The organism is Paraplanobispora siamensis (genome assembly GCF_016863175.1).
Lineage (GTDB): Bacteria > Actinomycetota > Actinomycetes > Streptosporangiales > Streptosporangiaceae > Planobispora > Planobispora siamensis.
Map to the genome: position 1 here is coordinate 38,150 of NZ_BOOJ01000069.1, position 18,791 is coordinate 56,940.

15 protein-coding genes are annotated in these 18,791 nt (G+C 72.5%); 8 read left to right on the top strand and 7 right to left on the bottom strand.

What is annotated here, in order from left to right:
- Window positions 1–2: 2 nt before the first annotated feature.
- Together Psi01_RS36340 and Psi01_RS36345 are read right to left on the bottom strand one after the other, a co-directional pair.
- Window positions 3–1,253 carry an LLM class flavin-dependent oxidoreductase gene (locus Psi01_RS36340; protein ID WP_204068703.1) on the bottom strand — a complete coding sequence of 417 codons (1,251 nt, stop codon included), beginning with the start codon at window positions 1,251–1,253 and terminating at the stop codon, window positions 3–5.
- Window positions 1,250–2,044 carry an alpha/beta fold hydrolase gene (locus Psi01_RS36345; RefSeq protein WP_204068704.1) on the bottom strand — a complete coding sequence of 265 codons (795 nt, stop codon included), beginning with the start codon at window positions 2,042–2,044 and terminating at the stop codon, window positions 1,250–1,252. The genes Psi01_RS36340 and Psi01_RS36345 overlap by 4 nt, the downstream gene beginning before the upstream one ends.
- A gap of 190 nt (window positions 2,045–2,234) precedes the next feature.
- On the opposite strand from Psi01_RS36345, the gene Psi01_RS36350 reads away from it, so the two are divergent.
- The 3 genes from Psi01_RS36350 (at window position 2,235) to Psi01_RS36360 (ending at window position 6,626) form a co-directional block, all read left to right on the top strand.
- Entirely contained in the window at window positions 2,235–3,062 is an 828-nt protein-coding gene (locus Psi01_RS36350; RefSeq protein WP_204068705.1) for a TIGR03619 family F420-dependent LLM class oxidoreductase, read from the top strand.
- 9 nt (window positions 3,063–3,071) lie between these two features.
- Window positions 3,072–4,547 carry a serine/threonine-protein kinase gene (locus tag Psi01_RS36355; protein ID WP_204068706.1) on the top strand — a complete coding sequence of 492 codons (1,476 nt, stop codon included), beginning with the start codon at window positions 3,072–3,074 and terminating at the stop codon, window positions 4,545–4,547.
- Window positions 4,548–4,655: 108 nt separating this feature from the next.
- Window positions 4,656–6,626: a protein kinase domain-containing protein gene (locus Psi01_RS36360; protein ID WP_204068707.1), complete on the top strand. Its 1,971-nt coding sequence runs from the start codon at window positions 4,656–4,658 to the stop codon at window positions 6,624–6,626.
- 53 nt (window positions 6,627–6,679) lie between these two features.
- Here Psi01_RS36360 and Psi01_RS36365 read toward each other — a convergent pair whose 3' ends face one another.
- Window positions 6,680–7,225 carry a TetR/AcrR family transcriptional regulator gene (locus tag Psi01_RS36365; RefSeq protein WP_204068708.1) on the bottom strand — a complete coding sequence of 182 codons (546 nt, stop codon included), beginning with the start codon at window positions 7,223–7,225 and terminating at the stop codon, window positions 6,680–6,682.
- A gap of 175 nt (window positions 7,226–7,400) precedes the next feature.
- Here Psi01_RS36365 and Psi01_RS36370 point away from each other — a divergent pair, with 175 nt between their 5' ends.
- A complete protein-coding gene (locus tag Psi01_RS36370) occupies window positions 7,401–9,590 on the top strand; it encodes an MMPL family transporter (protein ID WP_239128287.1) in 2,190 nt (729 codons plus the stop codon).
- A 40-nt stretch (window positions 9,591–9,630) separates the two neighbouring features.
- Here Psi01_RS36370 and Psi01_RS36375 read toward each other — a convergent pair whose 3' ends face one another.
- Window positions 9,631–10,734 carry an alcohol dehydrogenase catalytic domain-containing protein gene (locus Psi01_RS36375; RefSeq protein WP_204068710.1) on the bottom strand — a complete coding sequence of 368 codons (1,104 nt, stop codon included), beginning with the start codon at window positions 10,732–10,734 and terminating at the stop codon, window positions 9,631–9,633.
- A gap of 234 nt (window positions 10,735–10,968) precedes the next feature.
- On the opposite strand from Psi01_RS36375, the gene Psi01_RS36380 reads away from it, so the two are divergent.
- The 3 genes from Psi01_RS36380 to Psi01_RS36395 all read left to right on the top strand — a co-directional run bounded on the left by Psi01_RS36380 (window position 10,969) and on the right by Psi01_RS36395 (window position 16,132).
- The gene (locus Psi01_RS36380) at window positions 10,969–12,225 is read left to right on the top strand and encodes an ABC transporter substrate-binding protein (RefSeq protein WP_204068711.1); all 1,257 of its coding nucleotides are present in this window, start codon (window positions 10,969–10,971) and stop codon (window positions 12,223–12,225) included.
- Between the two features lie 233 nt (window positions 12,226–12,458).
- A complete protein-coding gene (locus Psi01_RS36385) occupies window positions 12,459–15,302 on the top strand; it encodes an ABC transporter permease subunit (RefSeq protein WP_239128288.1) in 2,844 nt (947 codons plus the stop codon).
- A gap of 26 nt (window positions 15,303–15,328) precedes the next feature.
- Window positions 15,329–16,132, top strand: coding sequence for an ABC transporter ATP-binding protein (locus tag Psi01_RS36395; RefSeq protein ID WP_239128289.1), 804 nt, complete (start codon window positions 15,329–15,331; stop codon window positions 16,130–16,132).
- A gap of 3 nt (window positions 16,133–16,135) precedes the next feature.
- Here Psi01_RS36395 and Psi01_RS36400 read toward each other — a convergent pair whose 3' ends face one another.
- The 3 genes from Psi01_RS36400 to Psi01_RS36410 form a co-directional block, all read right to left on the bottom strand.
- The gene (locus Psi01_RS36400) at window positions 16,136–16,477 is read right to left on the bottom strand and encodes a type II toxin-antitoxin system RelE family toxin (RefSeq protein ID WP_239128290.1); all 342 of its coding nucleotides are present in this window, start codon (window positions 16,475–16,477) and stop codon (window positions 16,136–16,138) included.
- A 64-nt stretch (window positions 16,478–16,541) separates the two neighbouring features.
- The gene (locus Psi01_RS36405) at window positions 16,542–16,826 is read right to left on the bottom strand and encodes a type II toxin-antitoxin system Phd/YefM family antitoxin (protein WP_204068712.1); all 285 of its coding nucleotides are present in this window, start codon (window positions 16,824–16,826) and stop codon (window positions 16,542–16,544) included.
- A 41-nt stretch (window positions 16,827–16,867) separates the two neighbouring features.
- Window positions 16,868–17,782 (bottom strand): SDR family oxidoreductase, encoded by a 915-nt coding sequence (locus Psi01_RS36410; RefSeq protein ID WP_204068713.1) that lies wholly within the window; start codon window positions 17,780–17,782, stop codon window positions 16,868–16,870.
- 148 nt (window positions 17,783–17,930) lie between these two features.
- Between Psi01_RS36410 and Psi01_RS36415 the strand changes: the two genes are divergently transcribed.
- Complete coding sequence (locus Psi01_RS36415) at window positions 17,931–18,788, top strand: TIGR03619 family F420-dependent LLM class oxidoreductase (RefSeq protein ID WP_204068714.1); 858 nt, start codon at window positions 17,931–17,933, stop codon at window positions 18,786–18,788.
- Window positions 18,789–18,791: the final 3 nt, after the last annotated feature.

Here is an 18,791-nt window from a genome sequence, read left to right on the forward strand (position 1 = left end):
GGTCAGTCGGCGAACTCGGGGATGACCTTGGTGGCGAACAGCTCCAGGTTGCGCTTGACGGTGTCGAGCGGGAGCACGCCCTGCTGGCCCTGCATGAACAGGCCGAACCACTCCAGGTCGGGCATGCGGTCGAGCATGCGCTGGATGCCGCGCTTGACGTCGTCGGGACCGCCCAGCAGGGCCATCTCGACCTCGTTCATGCGCTTGAAGTCGCCCTTCTCCGGGCTGATCGGCTTGTGCTTGTCGTCCTCCTGCTTGCGCAGGACCTCCAGATAGCCGAACGGGCCGAAGAAGGCGGCGAAGTCCTTCTGCATGCCCTTGCCGTAGGTGGCGATGGCCTCCTCACGGGTGTCGGCCATGCCGACGATCTTGAGGATGCCGGTGTGCTCGCCCAGCTTGTAGTTCCGGCCGCACTTGGCCGACTCCTCCTGGTAGAGCCGGGCCTTGGCGGCGTGCTCGTCCGGGTTCGGGGTGAACATCCAGGGCAGGATGTCCTCCTGGGCGGCGCGGATCACCGAGCGGTCGGAGATGGTGAACGGCTGCCACAGCTCCGGGTAGGGGTTCTGGTACGGCTTGGGCCCGACGGAGACGGCGTGGATGCGGCCCTGCTCGTCCACCTCGCCGGGGGCGCCGAACTTCTTCGTCCACTCCAGCGCCGGCCAGCCCTCGATCCCCTCGTACGGCGAGGGCACCTCGTAGTCCAGCACGTCCGACTTGTAGCGCAGGGTGTCCTGGGTCCACGCCATCTTCATGATCTTCAGCACCTCGCCGAAGACATCGAAGTTGCGGGTGTCGGAGGCCGAGCCGTCGGAGCGGGCGGCGGCGGCGTGCCAGCGCTGGCCCAGCACGTTCATCCACCGGTTCTGGTAGCCGCGGGCCACGCCCAGGCGGAGCCGTCCCCTGCTGAAGTGGTCCAGCAGCGCCACGTCCTCGGCGGCGCGGATCGGGTCCCAGGCAGGCAGCACGATGCCCAGCGGCGCCAGCAGGATGCGCTCGGTCCTGGCGGCCAGGTCGGTCAGGAACATCAGCGGGTTCACCGAGAACTCGAAGCCCTCGGAGTGGAAGTGGTGCTCGGTCATCATGAGCGCGTCGAAGCCGATCTGGTCGGCGTGCACCGCGATCTCGCGCACCTCGTGCAGCAGCGCCTGGTAGGACTCGACGTCACGCCCGATCGGCCGCCTGGCGACGGCGTTGTCCTCCTGGGAGTATCCGGAGCCGGGAATCTGCGGGTTGAGGAATATCGAGAACTTCACGACGACAGACTCCTTAGCCAGTTGGTGACGACGAGGAGAAACTCCCCGGGACGTTCCTCGTGCAGCCGGTGGCTGCTGCCCTCCCAGACGACGACCTTGGAGCGGGGGTCCTTGAGCAGACCCGCCTCCCACGCCGCCTGGGCCGGATCGAACCAGAAGGCCAGCACCGGGCAGGCCCTGCGGGACAGGTAGGCGTCGGAGTTGTGGCGGACGCCGAGCGCGTCCTGCCCGCCGAACATCGCCTCGAACGCCTGCAGCAGCACGTGCGGGGGAGTGGCGAGGATCCGCCGCCGGTGCCACTCGCGCAGCCACGGCGGGGTCGCCGGGTTCGAGGTCCACCGGTCGTTGGCCAGGGACATCGCCAGCGTGTCCTCGCGCATCCGCTCGATCATCGAGGGGAAGGCGTCGGCCACCGGGCCCGCGAAGCCGTACCCGGGATCGACCGCGACCACCGCCTCGACCAGCGAGGGATGCTCCACCGCCAGGTGGGAGACGATCTGGCCGCCCATCGAGTGGCCGACGGCGACGCACGAGCCGACCCCCAGCCGGGCGCAGAGGCGGGCGAGGTCGTCGGCCATCGCGCGGGGGGTGTTGCCGGTCTCCGGGGCGGAGGAGTAGCCGTGCCCGCGCATGTCGACGGCGATCACGCGGTGCCTGTCGGCCAGGGCCGGGATGTGGTGGACCCACTCGTGGGAGTCCGACCCCAGGCCGTGGACGAGCAGCAGCGTCGTGTCCCCCGCACCGTCGTCGGTGTGGAACAGCCGTACGTCGCCTAAGTCCGTGAACGCCATGAGCGCCTTCCGTGAGGGTCGCCGTGTCCCTGGCAGCCCGGGGCCGTGCGTCGCGGTCGTCTCGTCCTCGGCGTCTCGGCCTCGTCTCCCGCGACGTCAGCAAGCTACCCTAGGAATGATAACCGAGCAATCGCTTGGTTCACCAAGGATCCGTCCGGCGGGGCGGAACGGACGAGAACCGGAGGCCGCCATGCGCCTGGGTGTCACGATGTTCGCCACCGACACGGCGATGCCGGTCGCCGACCTGGCCAGGGCCGCCGAGGAGCGCGGGTTCGCCTCCCTCTACCTGCCCGAGCACACCCACATCCCCGTCTCGCGCCGCACGCCCCCCGCCGGCGGCCAGGACACGCTTCCAGAGGAGTACCGGCGCACGCTCGACCCGCTGGTGGCCCTGGCCGCCGCCGCCGCCGTGACCGGGCGGATCTCCCTGGGCACCGGCATCATGCTCGTCGCCCAGCGCGAGCCCATCGTGACCGCCAAGGCCGTGGCCACCCTCGACCACGTCTCCGGCGGGCGGGTGGTGCTGGGCATCGGGTTCGGCTGGAACGTGGAGGAGATCGAGGACCACGGCGTGCCGTACGGCTCCCGCAGGGACGTCGCGCGCGAGCACATGCTGGCGATGAAGGAGCTGTGGAGCCGGGAGGAGGCGGGCTTCGAGGGGCGCCACGTGCGCTTCGAGCCCTCCTGGTCCTGGCCCAAGCCGGTCTCCGGGCCGCCGGTCTACGTCGGCGGCGCGGCCGGGCCCAAGCTCTTCGCCCACGTCGCCGAGTACGCCGACGGCTGGATGCCGATCGGCGGCAGGGGGGTGCGGGCGGCGCTCCCGGCCCTGCGCGAGGCGTGCGAGAAGGCGGAGCGCCCGATGGCGAAGGTGATCCCGTTCGGCACGCTGCCGAGTCGGGAGAAGCTCGCCTACTACGCGGAGAACGGCATCGAGGAGGTCGTGCTGAGCCTGCCCAGCGCTCCGGCGGACCGGGTGCTCCCCGTGCTCGACGACTACGCCGGGTTCATCACGTTATAGTCGGGTCTCATGTCGCGAGCGGCTCCCCTCCAGCCGGAAGACCCCCCGAGGGTCGGCGCGTACCGGCTGGTCGGACGGCTCGGGGCCGGCGGTCAGGGAGTCGTCTTCCTCGCCGAGCCCGCACAGTCCGCGGAACCCGGCGGGCCCGCCACGGGACCGCCGGTCGCCATCAAGCTGCTGCACGCCCGGCTGCTGAACGACGAGAAGGTCCGGCGCAGGTTCATGGGCGAGATCGAGGCCGTGCGGCGGGTGGCCCCCTTCTGCACAGCTCAGGTGCTCGACGCGGACCTGGACGGCGACCGCCCCTACATCGTCAGCGAGTACGTCGACGGGGTCTCGCTGCAGGAGCACATCGCCGCCGAGGGGCCGCGGGCGGACGGCTCGCTGGACCGGATCGCGGTCGGCACCGCCACCGCGCTGGCGGCCATCCATCGGGCCGGGGTGGTCCACCGCGACTTCAAGCCGGGCAACGTGCTGCTCGGCATGGAGGGCCCGAGAGTGATCGACTTCGGCATCTCCCGGATGATGGACGCCGCCGTCACCACCGGGAAGATCCCCTTCGGGACCCCCGCCTACATGTCGCCCGAGCAGATCAAGGGCGAGTCCGCCGGGCCCCCGGCCGACATGTTCAGCTGGGCGCTGACGGTCGCCTTCGCCGCCACCGGCCGCCACGCCTTCTCCGCCGACTCCTACCACGCCGTGCTCGCCAGGATCCTGTACGGCACGCCCGACCTGGGGCCGCTCGCCGGCCCGCTGCGGGAGATCGTGATCGACTGCCTGGCCGCGGAGCCGCAGGATCGCCCGGGGGCCGAGGAGGTGCTGGGCCGGCTGTACGGCCACGGCGGCCGGGCCGTCTCCCGGCCGGTCCCCGTGCTCGCGGCCTCCACGGCGGAGATGCCCGCGGTCCCCGCCTCCACGGCGGAGATGCCCGCGGTGCGGGACTCCACCGCCGAGATGCCCGCGATCCAGGAGGCCGTGACCAGGGCGACGGCGGAGCGCGGGTCCACGGCGGAGATGCCCGCGCTGAGGTTCCTCGTCGCGGAGCTCCCGGCGCTCGCCTCCGTGCCGCGGATCCTCCGGCGGCGGCGGTGGCGGTGGGTGCTGGCGGTGACGGCCGCCGCGGTCGTGGTCGCGGTGGCGGCGTTCCTGCTGGCCGCGTCCGGCGCTTCCCCGCTGACGGGAACCTGGAAGGGCGTCGCCGACCACGCGAGCGCCGGACGCGTCTTCCCCGTGGAGATCCGCCTGGCGGACGGAGGGCCGGTCCTGCGCTGGGGCGCCGACCTGCACTGCGCGGGACGGCTCACGGTGAAGGAGGAGGGCCCGCCTCTCGCGACCACCTACCGTCTCGATCGGGTCACGGGACAGGAGTGCTACCCGGGGACTCTGGTGCTGTTCCCCCAAGGGGAGGATCGGGTGGCGTTCGAGGTGATCAGGAGTGGTGAGAAGGAGGCGCGATACAGCGGCCGGGCCGTACGGTCTGACTGATCCAGATATAACGCAAGTATCACGGTCTGGGATATAAGCATCTGGTTCCCGTTGACGCGCCGCGAGACCTCTTCTTGAGTGGAGGGGTGGGGCGAGGGGAGGCCCGCGTTGTCCTATGCACAACCGCTCAAACCGGGGGATCCCGAAAGGCTCGGCGAGTACGAGATCGTCGGCCGCCTCGGTCAGGGCGGTCAGGGGGTGGTGTACCTCGGCGTGCGCCCGGCCGCCGGCCCGGAATCGTACGCGGTCAAGCTGCTGCACGATCCTGTGGTGGAGGAGCGGGAGACGTTCCTGCGCGAGGTGGAGCTGGCCAAGCAGGTGGCCCGGTTCTGCACCGCCCAGGTGATCGAGGCGGGACTGGACGGCGACCGCCCCTACATCGTCAGCGAGTACGTCGACGGCCCGTCGCTGCACCGCGAGGTCGCCGTCAGCGGCCCCCGGACCGGGGGCGGGCTGGAGCGGCTGGCCATCGGCACGGCGACGGCGCTGGCCGCCATCCACCGCGCCGGGATCGTGCACCGCGACTTCAAGCCGCAGAACGTCCTGCTGGGCCCCGACGGCCCCAGGGTCATCGACTTCGGCCTGGCCAGGGCGCTGGACGCCGCGGCCACCCAGAGCGGGCGCGGCGTGGGCACCCCGGCCTACATGGCGCCCGAGCAGGTGGAGGGTGATGCGATCAGCCCGGCCGCCGACGTCTTCTCCTGGGGCGCGACCATGTGCTTCGCGGCCAACGGCCACGCCCCCTTCGGGCAGGACTCGATCGCGGCCGTCCTGCACCGCATCCTCACCGCCCCGCCGGAGCTGGGCCACCTCGACGGCTGGCTCGGCGCGCTGGTCGCCGCCTGCCTGAACAAGGACCCCGGCGAACGGCCCACCGGCCAGGAACTGCTGCTGGCGCTGCTCGACGACGACGCGAGGTCGGCCGTGCTCAGGTCGTCGCTCGTCTCCATCCGCTCCTCCGCGTTCCCGCCGGTCTCCGGGGCGCCGGGGCCCGGGTCCTCCGCGCCCGGCCGTACGGGCCCCGCGGGCCCGTCCGGGGGCGCCGACGCCGACGGGTACGACGACCCCTCGTGGGGCGCCTCCGGCGAGCACGCCGTGGTCAGGACCCATCCGGGCCGGGCGGCCACCAGGGCGTCGGTCGCGATGTCGGGGTCGCTGCTGGTCAGCGCGGCCGTGCTGGTGGCGGTGCTGGTCCCGGCGCTGAGCGCGAACCGCGGGCCGCAGACGGACGGGCAGCAGTTCAGGCCGCCGGCGGCGACCGCCCAGCAGACCGCTCCCAGTGCGCAGCCGAGCGACGACGCGGTGGCCGACGACCGGTCCGACACCTCGGAGCCGACCCGGGGAGAGGCGCCCTCCCGCACGGCCGGGCCCACCGGCGGCGGGCAGACCACGGCCCCGCCTCCCGCCGGGATCGCGGTGCCCGCGCTGGTGGGACTGGATCGTTCCGCGGCGACACGCGCGATCAAGCGCGCCGGGCTGGTCCCCGGGGCCGTCACCGAGGCCGACTCCCGGGAGCCCGTCGGGCGGGTGCTGCGATCCTGGCCGGCGGCGGGGAGCACGGCGCCCAAGGGGAGCACGGTCCGTCTGGAGGTCTCGGGGGGAGTACGGGTGCCCCAGGTGGTCGGGCTGCGCAGGAAGGCGGCCGGGGCGGCGCTCACGCAGGCGGGACTGGCCCTGGGCACGGTGACGGCCCGTTGCTCGGACCAGCCCAAGGGGCAGGTGCTCTCCAGCACTCCGGCGGGGGGGAAGCGCGTCTCCGCGGGGACCGCGGTCGCGCTGGTCGTCTCCCGCAAGGGCGGGCAGGTGCCCGCGGTCGTCGGCCTGAGCCAGGCGAAGGCGCGCGACGTGCTGGCCGCCGCGGGCTTCGGGGTGCGGGTGCGGGCGCGTCTGGTCGCCGACGCCTCGAAGGACGGGGTGGTGCTGCAGCAGAACGTGGCGGCCGGCTCGTGCGCCCGCCAGGGGGTCGCGGTCGTCATCACGGTCGGAGTCAAGGCGCAGACCGGGCCGGGGGGCGACCCCACCCCCTCGCCGGACCCGACGGACTCCGCCGAGCAGGGGTCCGGCGACGCCTACCCGTGACCGGGTCCCGGTGCGGTGCCGGGCACCGGCGCGCGCCGGTCCCGGGCGGATGGTCAGGCTGAGGAGCCGTAGGCGGCCGAGGCGGCGGTCAGCAGGGCCTCCCGGACGACCTCCTCGGGCAGGTCGCTCGTCTTGACCACGGCGTACTGCAGCGAGCCCACCACCGCCCAGGCGCGCACCCGGCCGGCCGGGCCGGGGTCCGGGCCGGCGAGCCGGGCGTAGATGCAGTCGCGGAAGGCGCGGATGACCTCGCCGGGGGAGCCGGGCGGGGCGCTGTCGGCGCCGCCGATGTCCTCCATGATCAGTCGGATGATCGTCCGGTGGCGGACGACGAAGGTGACCAGCGCCTCCAGGAACGCGTGCTCGTCGTCGAACTCGGACTCGATGAGAGCGACGATGTCCTGGGCCGCGGGGGCGAGCAGCTCGGCGGCCAGCCGGTCCTTGGGGTGGAAGTGGTAGGCGACCGCCGTCTTGGTCAGGCCCACCGCCGAGGCGATGTCGGCCAGCGACGTGGCGGCGTAACCGCGTTCGGCGAACAGCTGACGGGCGGCGTCGAGGATCCGGCTCCTGGTGTCGTAGCCGGGCTCAAGTGTGGTCATCGTCTCATTTCCACGGGGAGCGCGATCGACCCGGAATGACGGGTACTAGGCTTTACTCGTCGTTCTGTACGGCCGTACAGAACGGTGTTACAAACGTATGTCACCGAGTTTAATAGGGGCGGTCACCATGTCTGGCCTGTTGGGGCGAATAGGCGGTTGGTGCGCAAGGCACGGCGTGATCGTGCTGTCGGTGTGGATCCTGCTGGCGGCGGGGCTGACCGCGGGGTCGCTGCTCTTCCCCGGGCCGGTGAGCAACAACGTCTCCATTCCCGGGACCGACGCGCAGCGCGCCCATGACCTCATGAGCGAGGGATTCGGCCCGGGATACGACGCCGGCGGGACGATCCAGCTCGTCCTGTACTCCGGTGACGGCCTTCTGACCACCGAGGCCCGCGAAGAGGCCGTGGAGCAGGCGATGGATGACATCCGCCGGCTGCCGCACGTGGCCGAGGTGCTGAGCCCCTACCGGATGGGCGGCATGGCCGCCAACCGGCAGATCGGCATGATCACGGTCAAGCTCGAGGGCCACGACAACACCAAGCTGGCCGAGACGACCAAGACGATCTCCGCGGCCGCCGAGCCGGTCCGCGCGGCGGGCGTCGAAGCGGTGCCCGCCAACGCCGGGACCCCGGCCGACAAGGAGATCAAGACGGGCGCCAGCGAGATCATCGGCGTCGTCTGCGCGATGCTGGTGCTGCTGTTCGCCTTCGGCACGCTGGTGGCCGCGATGATCCCGATCTTCGCGGCGCTGGTCAGCATCGCGACCGGCCTGGGCGTGATCGGCCTGCTCGGCCACCTCGTGGACGTGCCCAAGCAGGCCTCCATCATGGCGACGATGATCGGTCTGGGCGTCGGCATCGACTACGCGCTCTTCCTGCTCAGCAGGCACCGCAAGCTGCTCGCCGACGGCGTGCCCGTGCGCGAGGCGGTCCGCAGGGTCTCCGCCAGCTCGGGCGGGGCCGTGGTGTTCGCCGGCGGCACGGTGGTCATCGCGCTCAGCGCCCTCATGCTCGCCGGGTTCCCGATGCTGCGCACGCTCGGCTGGATCACCGGCATCTCGGTCATCTGCGCGGTCCTCACCTCGGTCACCCTCGTCCCGGCGCTGCTCGGCCTGCTCGGGCACAAGGTGAACGCGCTGCGCCTGCCGTTCATGGGCAGGCGCGGGAACGACGGCTCCTCGGGCTGGGCCGGACTGGGCAACTGGGTCGCCCGCCGCCCCTGGAGCGTTCTCGCCCTGAGCGTCGCGGTCCTGGCCGCGCTGGCCGCGCCCGCCCTCGCGCTCAAGCTCGGCCCGCTCGACGACGGCTTCGGCGACCGGGGCACCGACTCGCGCCGCGCCTACGAGCTCATCGAGGCCGGGTTCGGGCCGGGCATGAACGGCCCGCTGGTGGTCGTCGCCGAGCTGGAGGAGAAGGTCACCGACCGCGAGCCCGAGCCCGCCGTACTCCAGGCGCTGAAGGACGGGGTCGGGGACGTCGACGGCGTGCGCTTCGTCGGCGACCCGCTGCTCAACTCCGCGGGCACCGCGGTGCTGCTGCAGGCCGTCCCCGAGTACGCGCCCAGCGACCCCCGGGCCCTGGACGTGGTCGAGGACGTGCGCGCGCTCCGGATCGAGGGGGCGAGCGTGCACGTGGGCGGCAAGGTGGCCGGCATGGCCGACGCGGGTGACACGATCGCCGAGCGCACCCCGCTGGTCGTCGGCGTCGTGGTGCTGCTCAGCGCGCTGCTGCTGCTCCTGGCGTTCCGCTCGCCGATCGTGGCGATCAAGGCCGCCCTGATGAACCTGATCTCGCTCGGCGCCGCCTTCGGGGCGCTCTCGCTGGTCTTCTCCCTCGGCCTGGGCAGCGGCCTGGTCGGCATGGACCCGCCGGTCGGCGTGGACGACTCCTACCTGAGCACGCTGTTCTTCTCGGTGCCGATCGACAGCTACATCCCGCTGATGCTCTTCGCGGTGCTGTTCGGCCTGTCGATGGACTACGAGGTGTTCCTGCTGACCGCCGTGCGGCAGTCCTACCTCAAGCACGGTGACAACAGCAGGGCGGTGGCCGAGGGGCTGGGCACGACCGGCCGGGTCATCACCTCCGCCGCGCTGATCATGGTGTCCGTGTTCGTCGCCTTCATCGCCTACCCGGACCCGATGGTCAAGATCTTCGGTGTCGGCCTGGCGGTGGCCATCGCGGTGGACGCCACGATCATCCGGGGCTTCCTGGTCCCGGCCACCATGGTCCTGCTCGGCCGCTACAACTGGTGGTGCCCCCGCTGGCTGGACCGGATCCTGCCCAACCTCTCCGTCGAGGGTCACGACGAGGAGTCCATGACGGAGGAGGAGCCCCGCAGGGAGCTCGTCGGCGCCGGCCGTTCCTAGCGGCGCCTGCGGCCCGGCCATCGGCACGTCCCGGAGGAGATCAGTCGAAGACGACGACGCTGCGGGCCACCGCGCCCTCGCGGACGTGGCGTACGGCCTCGTTGATCTCCTCCAGCGGCACGCGCTCGCTGACCAGGCGGTCGAGGTCGAGACGGCCCCGCAGATACTGCTCGGCGAGCATCGGCAGGTCCCTGATCGGGGCGGCGTCCCCGCCCTGGGTGCCCATGAGGCGGCGGGAGGCGAACAGCAGGCCGGGTTCGAGGGTGATCGGGCGGCCCTGGGGCGGGCTGCCCACCATCACGGTCGTGCCGCCGGGCTGGGTCGCGGCGAAGGCGTCGGCCAGCACGCCCGGCACGCCGGTGACGTCGAAGGCGTAGTCCACCCCGCCCCGGACGACCTCACCGACCTGCCGGGGCAGGTCGGTGGAGAGGATCGCGTGGGTGGCGCCGAACTCGCGGGCCAGTTTGAGCTTGGGCTCGGCGACGTCGGCGGCGATGATCGTCGTCGCCCCGGCCAGCACCGCGCCCTGCACGACGTTCAGCCCGACGCCGCCGCAGCCGACCACCAGGACGCTGGAGCCGGGCGTCACCGCGGCCACGTTCAGCACCGCGCCCACCCCGGTGATCACGCCGCAGGCGAGCAGGCACATGGTGTCGAACGGCGCGTCCTTGGCGATCTTCACGCACATGGGCTCGTTGACCACGGCGTACTCGGCGAAGGACCCGATGCCGATCATCGTCCGGGCGTCGGCGCCGTCCACCCTGATCCGGGTGGTGCCGTCGCGCATGGTGCCCATGATGGCGGCCATCCTGGCCGGGCCGGAGCACAGGTGGAAGCGCCCGGCCCCGCAGTTGCGGCACCGGCCGCAGGCGCCGTTCATCGCGATGATCACATGGTCGCCCGGCCGGACGCCCGTCACCCCCTCGCCGACGCTCTCCACGATCCCGGCGCTCTCGTGGCCCAGGACGAAGGGGAGCCGGCGCACCACGGGGCTCTTGCCGTCCATGGCCTTGATGTCGGAGCCGCACACGCCGGAGGCCTTGATGCGGACCCGCACCTCACCGGGGCCGGGGTCGTCGATCTCGACCTCACGGACCTCCATGGGCCTGTCGAACCCGGTCAGTACGGCCGCACGCATCAACATCAGTCCGCTCCCGTCGCGCCGGAGGCCCGGTCCGCTCCGCACGCTAGCCCGGGAGGTCATTTAAAGCAAGCAATTGCTTGGTAAGCACATGGGTACAACGCTCCCATAACGTCCATTGACACCCCTGATCGGGCAAACCTACGCTGACCGAAACCAAGCGAGCGCTAGGCCAAATAACCCTAGGTCAGACAACCGCGACAGGGCATGGCTGTACGGCACGGCAGGGAGTGACCCATGGGACGGCAGGCAGTGCGACTCGTCGGCCTGGTGGCCGCGGCGGCGCTGGCCGCGGCGGGCTGCGCGGCCGAGCAGAAGGCGGCGGGCGGGGGCGGCTCCGGCGAGACGCCCGGGGTGACCGCCACCGCGATCAGGGTGGGCGGGGTGCTCACCAAGACCAGCGCGAGCGGCTACTCCACCAAGGACGCCGAGATCGGCGCCCGGGCCCGCTTCGAGCGGGCCAACGGCGCGGGCGGCGTGCACGGGCGGAAGATCGAGTTCGTCGGGGCCGAGGACGACAACCAGGACGCGGCCAAGGGTGACGCGGCGGCCAAGAAGCTGGTCCAGAAGGACAAGGTCTTCGCGCTGGTCCCGGTGCACGGGCCCAACTTCGGCGGGGCCGCCTTCCTGGAGCAGCAGGGCGTGCCGTGGTTCGGCTGGGCGACCGGCCCGCAGTGGTGCGGGACCCAGACGGGCTTCGGCTACAACGGCTGCCTGGCCCCCAAGCCGGGTGCGGGCTCGCAGACCTGGTGGGGCAACCAGATGGCCGAGCTGCTCGGCGGGTCCGAGGGCAAGACGGTCTACGTCCAGACCACCGACTCCAGTGGCAGCAAGTACGGCGGCAAGACCATCTCCCAGTCCTTCGAGGCCGCCGGATTCAAGATCGTCGGTATCAACTCCGGCCTGCCCGCCGCGGCCCCGCCGCCCGACTGGCTGCCCTACGTCAACAAGATCATGACCTCGGACGGCGGGAAGGCGCCGGACCTGGTGGTCTCGATCATCGCCGGGACCAAGTTCAACGTCGGCCTCTACTCGGCGCTGAAGAAGGCCGGGTACGAGGGCCTGCTGTCCGACGCCACCAGCTACGACGCGGCCATCCTGAAGGACCCGGCCACGGCCCAGGCGCTGGAGGGCGTGATCGCGGCCCCGATGTTCGAGCCCTTCGAGTCCGACGCGCCCGAGATCGCCCAGCTCAAGGCGGACGTGGAGAAGGTCGCCCCGGGCACCGTGCTCACCCAGCACCTGGCCATCGGCTACTGGTCGGCGGACATCTTCCTGAAGATCCTGGAGCAGACCGGCAAGGACCTGACCCGGGAGAGGTTCCTGTCCACCGCCAACGGCTCGTTCACCTACGAGAACGCCGGCTTCGGCAGGATCCAGTACCCCAGGGACCACAACGAGCCCAACGGTTGCGGGGCCCTGGTCAAGCTGGAGGGCGGCACCTTCAAGGTCGCCAAGAACATGAAGTGCTTCGACAACGTGCCGCTGAAGTAGGTCCCGTGCGGGACCGGCGGCCCCGGCGTGCCGCCCGCGAGCTGGCGGGCCACGTGGGCGGCATGACGCGAGCGGCCGGGGCGGCCCCCCACGCCCCGGCCCTCGCCGTACGGCGGGCGCCGTCCCCCACCGCGACGCCGCCCGCCGCACCGGCCCCGATCGAGCGGGTCCGGGGCCGGGGACCGGGGGGATCCGGCCGGTGGAACAGGCGCGAACTTTCGGAGTGAAGACCCTTGTCGGAGCTTGTCGGCTACATCGTCAGCGGTCTCGTCACCGGGGCCGTCTTCGCCGTCATGGCCTCGGGCCTGACCCTGTCCTACGCGGCGACGGGCGTGTTCAACTTCGCCCACGGCGCCGTCGGTTTCCTGGCCGCGCTGCTGTTCTTCGAGCTCAACGTCGGGTTCGGGCTTCCGGCCTGGCTGGCCGGGCTCATCGCGGTGCTGGTGTTCTCGCCCCTGCTCGGGTACGTGCTGCACCGGGTGATGTTCCGGGGCCTGGCCCAGGCCGGGGAGACCGCGCAGATCGTCGGGACCATCGGCCTGACGATCGCGCTCCCCGCGCTCGGGCTCTGGATCGTCGACCTGACCGCGGAGCCGCTGGGCCTGCCGCGCGCCGACGCGACCTCGCTGCCACGCGGCCTGGGGCCGTACCCGCCGGTCAACGTCACGGTCGCCGGCGTCACCCTCGACTCCGACCAGCTCCTCACGTTCTTCTTCGCGGTGCTGGCCGCCGCCGGGCTCTGGGCCTTCATGCGGCACACGCCGTACGGCCTGCGGATGCGCGCCTCGGTCGACCGCCGCAGGCTGGCGACCCTGCGCGGGATCGACGCCGACGCCTCCTCGGCGATGGCCTGGATGCTCAGCTCCACCCTCGCCGGGCTCGCCGGGGTCCTGGCCGTGCCGACCCTCGGACTGGACCCCACCGCGTTCACCGTGATGCTGTTCGTCTCGGCGACCGCCGCGGTCTTCGGGCGGCTGCGCTCGATCCCGGTGACGTTCGCCGCCGGGCTCGGGCTCGGCGTGGTGCAGAACCTCGTGGCCGGATACGCAGACTTCGCCGAGGACGTCACCGGCCTGCGCACGGCGGTCCCGGTGATCCTGCTGTTCGCCGGGCTGATCCTGCTCAACAGGTCGGGGGAGCGGGTCGCCGGCTCCGCCGCCGAGGACGCGCCCCCGCCCGACTATCTGGCCGACCTGCCGGTGTGGCGGCGGCGCCTGCCCTGGGTCGTGGGCCTGACCCTGCTGCTCGGCTGGACGCTCACCCGCCCCGCGGACGACTTCTACGTGAGCGTGGTGGCGCAGGGACTGGTCCTCGCGCTGATCTTCTGCTCGTTCGTGGTCGTCACCGGCATCGGCGGCATGGTGAACCTGGCCCAGGCCTCCTTCGCCTCGATGGCCGCGCTGACCTGCGGATGGGCGTTCTCGGCCGGGTTGCCCTTCCCGGTGGCGATCCTGCTCGGCGTGCTGGGCGCCACGGCGGTGGGCGTGCTCGTGGCGCTGCCCGCCCTGCGGCTGGGCGGGCGGATCCTCACGCTCGCCACGCTCGCCCTGGCCCTCCTCGCCGACCAGGTGCTCTTCCAGGTCGACGCGTTCAGCAACGGCACGATCGGCTGGCCGCTGCCCGCGTTCGGCCTCGGGTTCGCCGACACCACCGACCCGCGCGTGCGCGTCGTGCTGCTGCTCGCCCTGATCGGGCTCGTCGCCCTTCTGGTGCGGAACCTGGAACGCTCGGCCTCGGGCCGGGCGATCCTGGCCGTGCGCTCGGCCCCGGCCGCCGCGACGACCTCGGGCGTCTCCGCACCCCGTACCAAGATCATGCTCTTCGCCCTGGCCTCGGGCATCGCCGGGCTCGGAGGCGTGCTGTTCGCGAGCTTCAAGGGGTCGGTGACGGCCACCGACCTGCCCGCCATGGCGGGGTTCGTCTGGCTGGCGGTGGTGGTCCTGCAGGGCGTGCGCCGGATCGGCGGGGCGGTGCTCGGCGGCCTGATCGCCGCGATCTTCCCCGAGCTGCTGGCCACCTGGCACGTCTCCGCGCACGTCGGCGCGATTCTGTTCGGGACCGGTGGGATGATCCTGGCCAAGCATCCCGACGGGGTGCTCGCCCAGATGGCCGAGGCCCGCTACCGGCGCCGGCGGCGCAGGCTCGAACGGGCCAGGGCCGCTGAGATCCAGGCGGAGGCCGCGGCCACCGCACGGGCGGGCGTCACGGAGCGGGCGGGCGTCACGGAGCGGGCGGGCGTCACGGAGGCGGAGGCGGTGTCGAACGGGGCCGGACCGCCTCCAGGCGGCGGGAGCACGACCGGGGCGTCTCCGGGTGGCGGGGACGCGGCCGGGGCGGACGCGGCGTCCCCGATGCGGGCCGTGGCGGGAACGAGTGAGGATTCCGCCGACGGCGGCGCGTTGTTCCGGCTGGAGAACGTGGTCGCGGGATACGGCGACGTGACGGTGCTGCGCGGGGTGGATCTGTCGGTACGGCCCGGCGAGGTGGTGGCGCTGCTCGGGGCCAACGGCGCGGGCAAGTCCACGACCTGCGCGGTGGCGGCCGGGGATCTTCCGGTGACGGCCGGGCGGGTGCTGCTGGACGGGGTGGACGTCACCTCCTGGCCCGCCCACCGCCGCGCCCGGGAGGGCGTGCTGCTGGCCCCAGAGGGGCGCGGGGTCTTCCCCGGCCTGACGGTGGAGGAGAACCTGCGGACCTGGCTGTCCGACCCCGATCCCGTCTACGAGCGCATGCCGCAGCTGGCCGGGCGCCGGGGGATCGCGGCGGGCGCCCTGTCGGGCGGGGAACAACAGCTGCTCACCCTGGCCCCGGCGCTGGTCAGGCCGCCCCGGGTGCTGATCGCCGACGAGCCGTCCCTGGGCCTGGCCCCGCTCGTCGCGGAGCGGGTCTTCGAGGTCTTCGCCGAGCTGAGGGACCGCGGCGTCGCGCTCGTACTGGTGGAGGAGAAGGCCACCTCCGCGCTGGAGCTGGCCGACCGGGTGGCCTTCATGAGCCTGGGCCGCGTCATCTGGACCGGCCCGCGCGCCGAGGTGGACGAGACCCGGCTCACCGCCGCGTACCTGGGGGTGTCGAGGTGAACGGCGCGACGGACAGCGGGGTGAGTGTGAACGGACGATCGGGTGCGGGCGGCGAGGCCGGTGCGGGGGCGCGTGAGGGGGTGGGCGCGGCGCTGGCGGTCGAGGCGGTCTCGGTGTCCTTCGGCGGCGTGCACGCTCTGTCGGGGGTCTCGTTCGAGGTGCCCGAGGGGCAGGTCTGCGGGGTGATCGGGCCCAACGGCGCGGGCAAGACCACGCTGTTCGACGTCATCTCCGGGCTGCGCCGGCCGACCTCCGGCTCGGTCACGATGGCGGGCCGCGACGTCACGGCCGTGCCGGCGGTACGGCGGGCGCGTGCCGGGCTGCGCCGTACCTTCCAGAGAACCCAGGTGTTCGGCCGCCTGACCGTGGCCGACAACGTGCTGACCGCGATGGAGTGGCGCGGGGGCGGCGGCGGTCTCCTGGCCGACCTGGCGGGCCTGCCCTCCCGGCGGGCCCGGGAACGGGAGCGCCGGCGGCGGGCGGATGAGGTGCTCGACCTGTGCGGGCTGACCGAGCTGCGCGGCGCCTACGCGGCCGCCCTGCCCGTCGGCCAGCGCCGCCTGGTCGAACTGGCCCGGGCTCTGGCCGACGGCCCCTCGCTGCTCCTGCTCGACGAGCCGACCTCCGGTCTCGACGCCGAGCAGACCGCCCGCCTCGGCGAGGTCGTCCGCTCCCTGAACACCACGACGCTGCTGGTCGAACACGACATGAGCTTCGTCATGGAGGTCTGCGACCGCCTCGTGGTCCTCGACCTCGGAAAGGTCATCGCCGTCGGCACCCCCGCCGAGGTCCGCGACGACCCCGCCGTCCGCGCGGCCTACCTCGGCTGACGCTCAGCGTGAGCGGTGGGCGTCAGCCCGGTGATCGATCGCCGTGACGATCACTTCGTGGTTCTCTTCGTCGATCTCGTAGAGGGTTCGATATGTTCCCCGCCGTGCGGAACGGGTGCCCTCGTACGGCGGGAGCAGGAGAAGCTTGCCGACCCGGCGGGGGTTTTCCAGGAGCGCACCCGTGATGAACTCGTATGCGGCGGCGGATACCTTCTCCGGCAGCCGGGAGGCCAGTGCCCGAGCCGCCGGAACCGTTATGCGCAGGGTGCAGGCGGGTAGGCCGTCCTCCGTCGGCCGCGTTCGCTGCGCTGCTGTGTCCATGGCTCGCTCGCTCCGCTCGCTCACGTGCCCTCCTCCGTCGGCCGCGTTCGCTGCGCTGCTGTGTCCATGGCTCGCTCGCTCCGCTCGCTCACGCAGATCGCCTCGCCCGCTTGGCCGTCAGGGCCGCGAGCTCATCGGCGTCCAGCACGTCACCCGCGTCGATCGCCTCCCGCGACTCGGCCAGTTGCCGCATCGCCTCGGGGCTGGAGAGGACGTCGAGAGTCTCTTCCAGGGCGGCGAGGTCATCGGGAGAGATCAGCACCGCGACCGGTTGACCATGGCGGATGATGGCCACCCGGTCGTGGGTGCGGTGCACCTCGTCGATCAGCTCGGAGAGGCGGTTCCGGGCGTCGGTGAAAGGAAGGGCGGTCATGCTCGACGTACAGGCGCTCAGTGGCGTGAAGTCTGTACAGATCAGGTGAACAGCTGGCCGGCGTTGACGTCGAGGGTGGCGCCGGTGATGGAGCGGGCCCGGTCGGAGGCGAGGAAGATGATCGCGCGGGTCACGTCCTCCTCGGTGGCGATCCGGCGCAGGGCCATCGCGCTCACGTCGCGGGCCAGGATGTCCTCGTAGGCGACGCCCTCGGCGGCGGCCCGGGTGCGCATCCAGTCGTCCAGGACCTCGCTGGCGATCCAGCCCGGCGCCACGCAGTTGACCCGCACGCCGTACGGCCCCAGCTCGTCGGCCAGGCAGTGGGAGAGCAGGTGCGCGGCGGCCTTGCCCGCGGCGAAGTCGCTGCGGCCGGCGTATCCCTTCCTGGACGACATGGACGTCACGTTCACGATCGCGCCCTCGCCCCGCTCGACCATCAGGGGAGCGAGGAAGCGGCAGGCGAGCAGCGTGCCGTACGCGCCGATGTCGACCGCCGTGCGCCAGGAGGCCAGGTCGTCCAGGGTCATCTCCAGCACGTTCTTGCGGTGGGTGCCCGGGAAGGCGGCGTTGACCAGGATGTCCGGACCGCCGAGCCGGTCGGCGACCGTGGCGGCGAGGGACTCCATGTCCCGGGCGCTGGTCACGTCGGCGGAGACGGCCAGCGTGCCGGGGACCTCCGCGGCGATCTTCTCGACCGTGGCGGCCGTCCGGGCGGCGACGACGACGCTGGCTCCCTCCGCGGTCATCAGACGGGCCAGCGTCCGTCCCAGCCCGGGCCCGGCCCCGGTGACGACCGCGACCTTCCCCCGGAGCGCGCCGCCCGGTTCGTGCGAGCCGTGCGGCGCCCGGCCCGGTCCGGGTGAGTCGTGCGGAGTCGGGTCCGGTCCGTGCGGGCCCGGGTGCACGCCGTACGGCATGCGGTCAGGCTCGGGTGTGCGGTCTGTCCCATCCGGCATGGGAGCACGATAACAAGCGGTCGCTAGGTTGGTGCATCTGTGTCCGACCTTCCTCCTGTACGGCTTACCAAGCGTGCGCTAGGTTGGTATAACGACGGGGAGACCGCGTCCGGGCGGCGGTTTCCGGACCGGCAGTTCGGAGGTGGCCGTGAGGTTCGGAGTGCCGCTCGGGCTCCTGCACCCGGACGCGTGGAAGGACGTCGCGGTCGCCGCGGACGAACTCGGCTTCGAGTCGGTGTGGCTTCCGGAGCACCTGGTCTTCACCACCGACCTGTCGCTCGCGGTCTACCCGGGGACCGACAAGCCCGGCATCTCACCGGCCACCCCGCTGTTCGACGCACCCGCCTACCTGTGCTGGCTGGCCGGGCTGACCTCCCGCGTCATGCTCGGCACCGCCGTCCATCTCTACGCCCTGCGGCACCCGTTCGTCTCGGCCCGGGCCTTCGCCACACTCGACCGGGTCTCCGGCGGGCGGGCGATCTGCGGGGTCGGGGCCGGGTGGTACGAGGGGGAGTGGCTGGCGGCCGGGGTGGACTTCGCCACCCGCGGCGCCCGGCTGGACGAGGCGATCGAGGTGACCCGCAGACTGTGGTCGGAGCCCGCCGTCGCGCACGCGGGCCGCTTCTACGACTTCCCCGAGGTGGCCTTCGAGCCCAAACCGGTCCAGGCGCGGCTGCCCATCCTCGCCGGAGGCGAGTCCGGGGCCGCCCTGCGCCGCGCGGCGCGTCTGTGCGACGGCTGGATCAGCATGCCCCACTCCCTGACCTCGGTCCGCGGCCCCCTCGGCAGACTCGCGGCCCTGCGCGACGAAGCCGCCCGCGACGGAAACTCCGGCGACCGCCCGTTCTCGGTCACCGTCCACGCCTACGAACTCACCGGCCCCGCCGAGATCCCGCACTGGGAACGCCTCGGCGTCGACCGGATGATCGTGCGCCCCTGGCACCGCAGCCGCGAGGCGGTCACAGCCCTGACCGCCTTCGCCGCCGAGTACGGCCTCCGCCCCTGATCA

What these genes read in the sequence shown, in the direction of transcription:
- Psi01_RS36345 (WP_204068704.1), bottom strand. Translation starts at nt 2,044, where the DNA reads ATGGCGTTCACGGACTTAGGCGACGTACGGCTGTTCCACACCGACGAC.
- Psi01_RS36350 (WP_204068705.1), top strand. Translation starts at nt 2,235, where the DNA reads ATGCGCCTGGGTGTCACGATGTTCGCCACCGACACGGCGATGCCGGTC.
- Psi01_RS36355 (WP_204068706.1), top strand. Translation starts at nt 3,072, where the DNA reads ATGTCGCGAGCGGCTCCCCTCCAGCCGGAAGACCCCCCGAGGGTCGGC.
- Psi01_RS36365 (WP_204068708.1), bottom strand. Translation starts at nt 7,225, where the DNA reads ATGACCACACTTGAGCCCGGCTACGACACCAGGAGCCGGATCCTCGAC.
- Psi01_RS36375 (WP_204068710.1), bottom strand. Translation starts at nt 10,734, where the DNA reads ATGTTGATGCGTGCGGCCGTACTGACCGGGTTCGACAGGCCCATGGAG.
- Psi01_RS36380 (WP_204068711.1), top strand. Translation starts at nt 10,969, where the DNA reads ATGGGACGGCAGGCAGTGCGACTCGTCGGCCTGGTGGCCGCGGCGGCG.
- Psi01_RS36405 (WP_204068712.1), bottom strand. Translation starts at nt 16,826, where the DNA reads ATGACCGCCCTTCCTTTCACCGACGCCCGGAACCGCCTCTCCGAGCTG.
- Psi01_RS36410 (WP_204068713.1), bottom strand. Translation starts at nt 17,782, where the DNA reads ATGCCGGATGGGACAGACCGCACACCCGAGCCTGACCGCATGCCGTAC.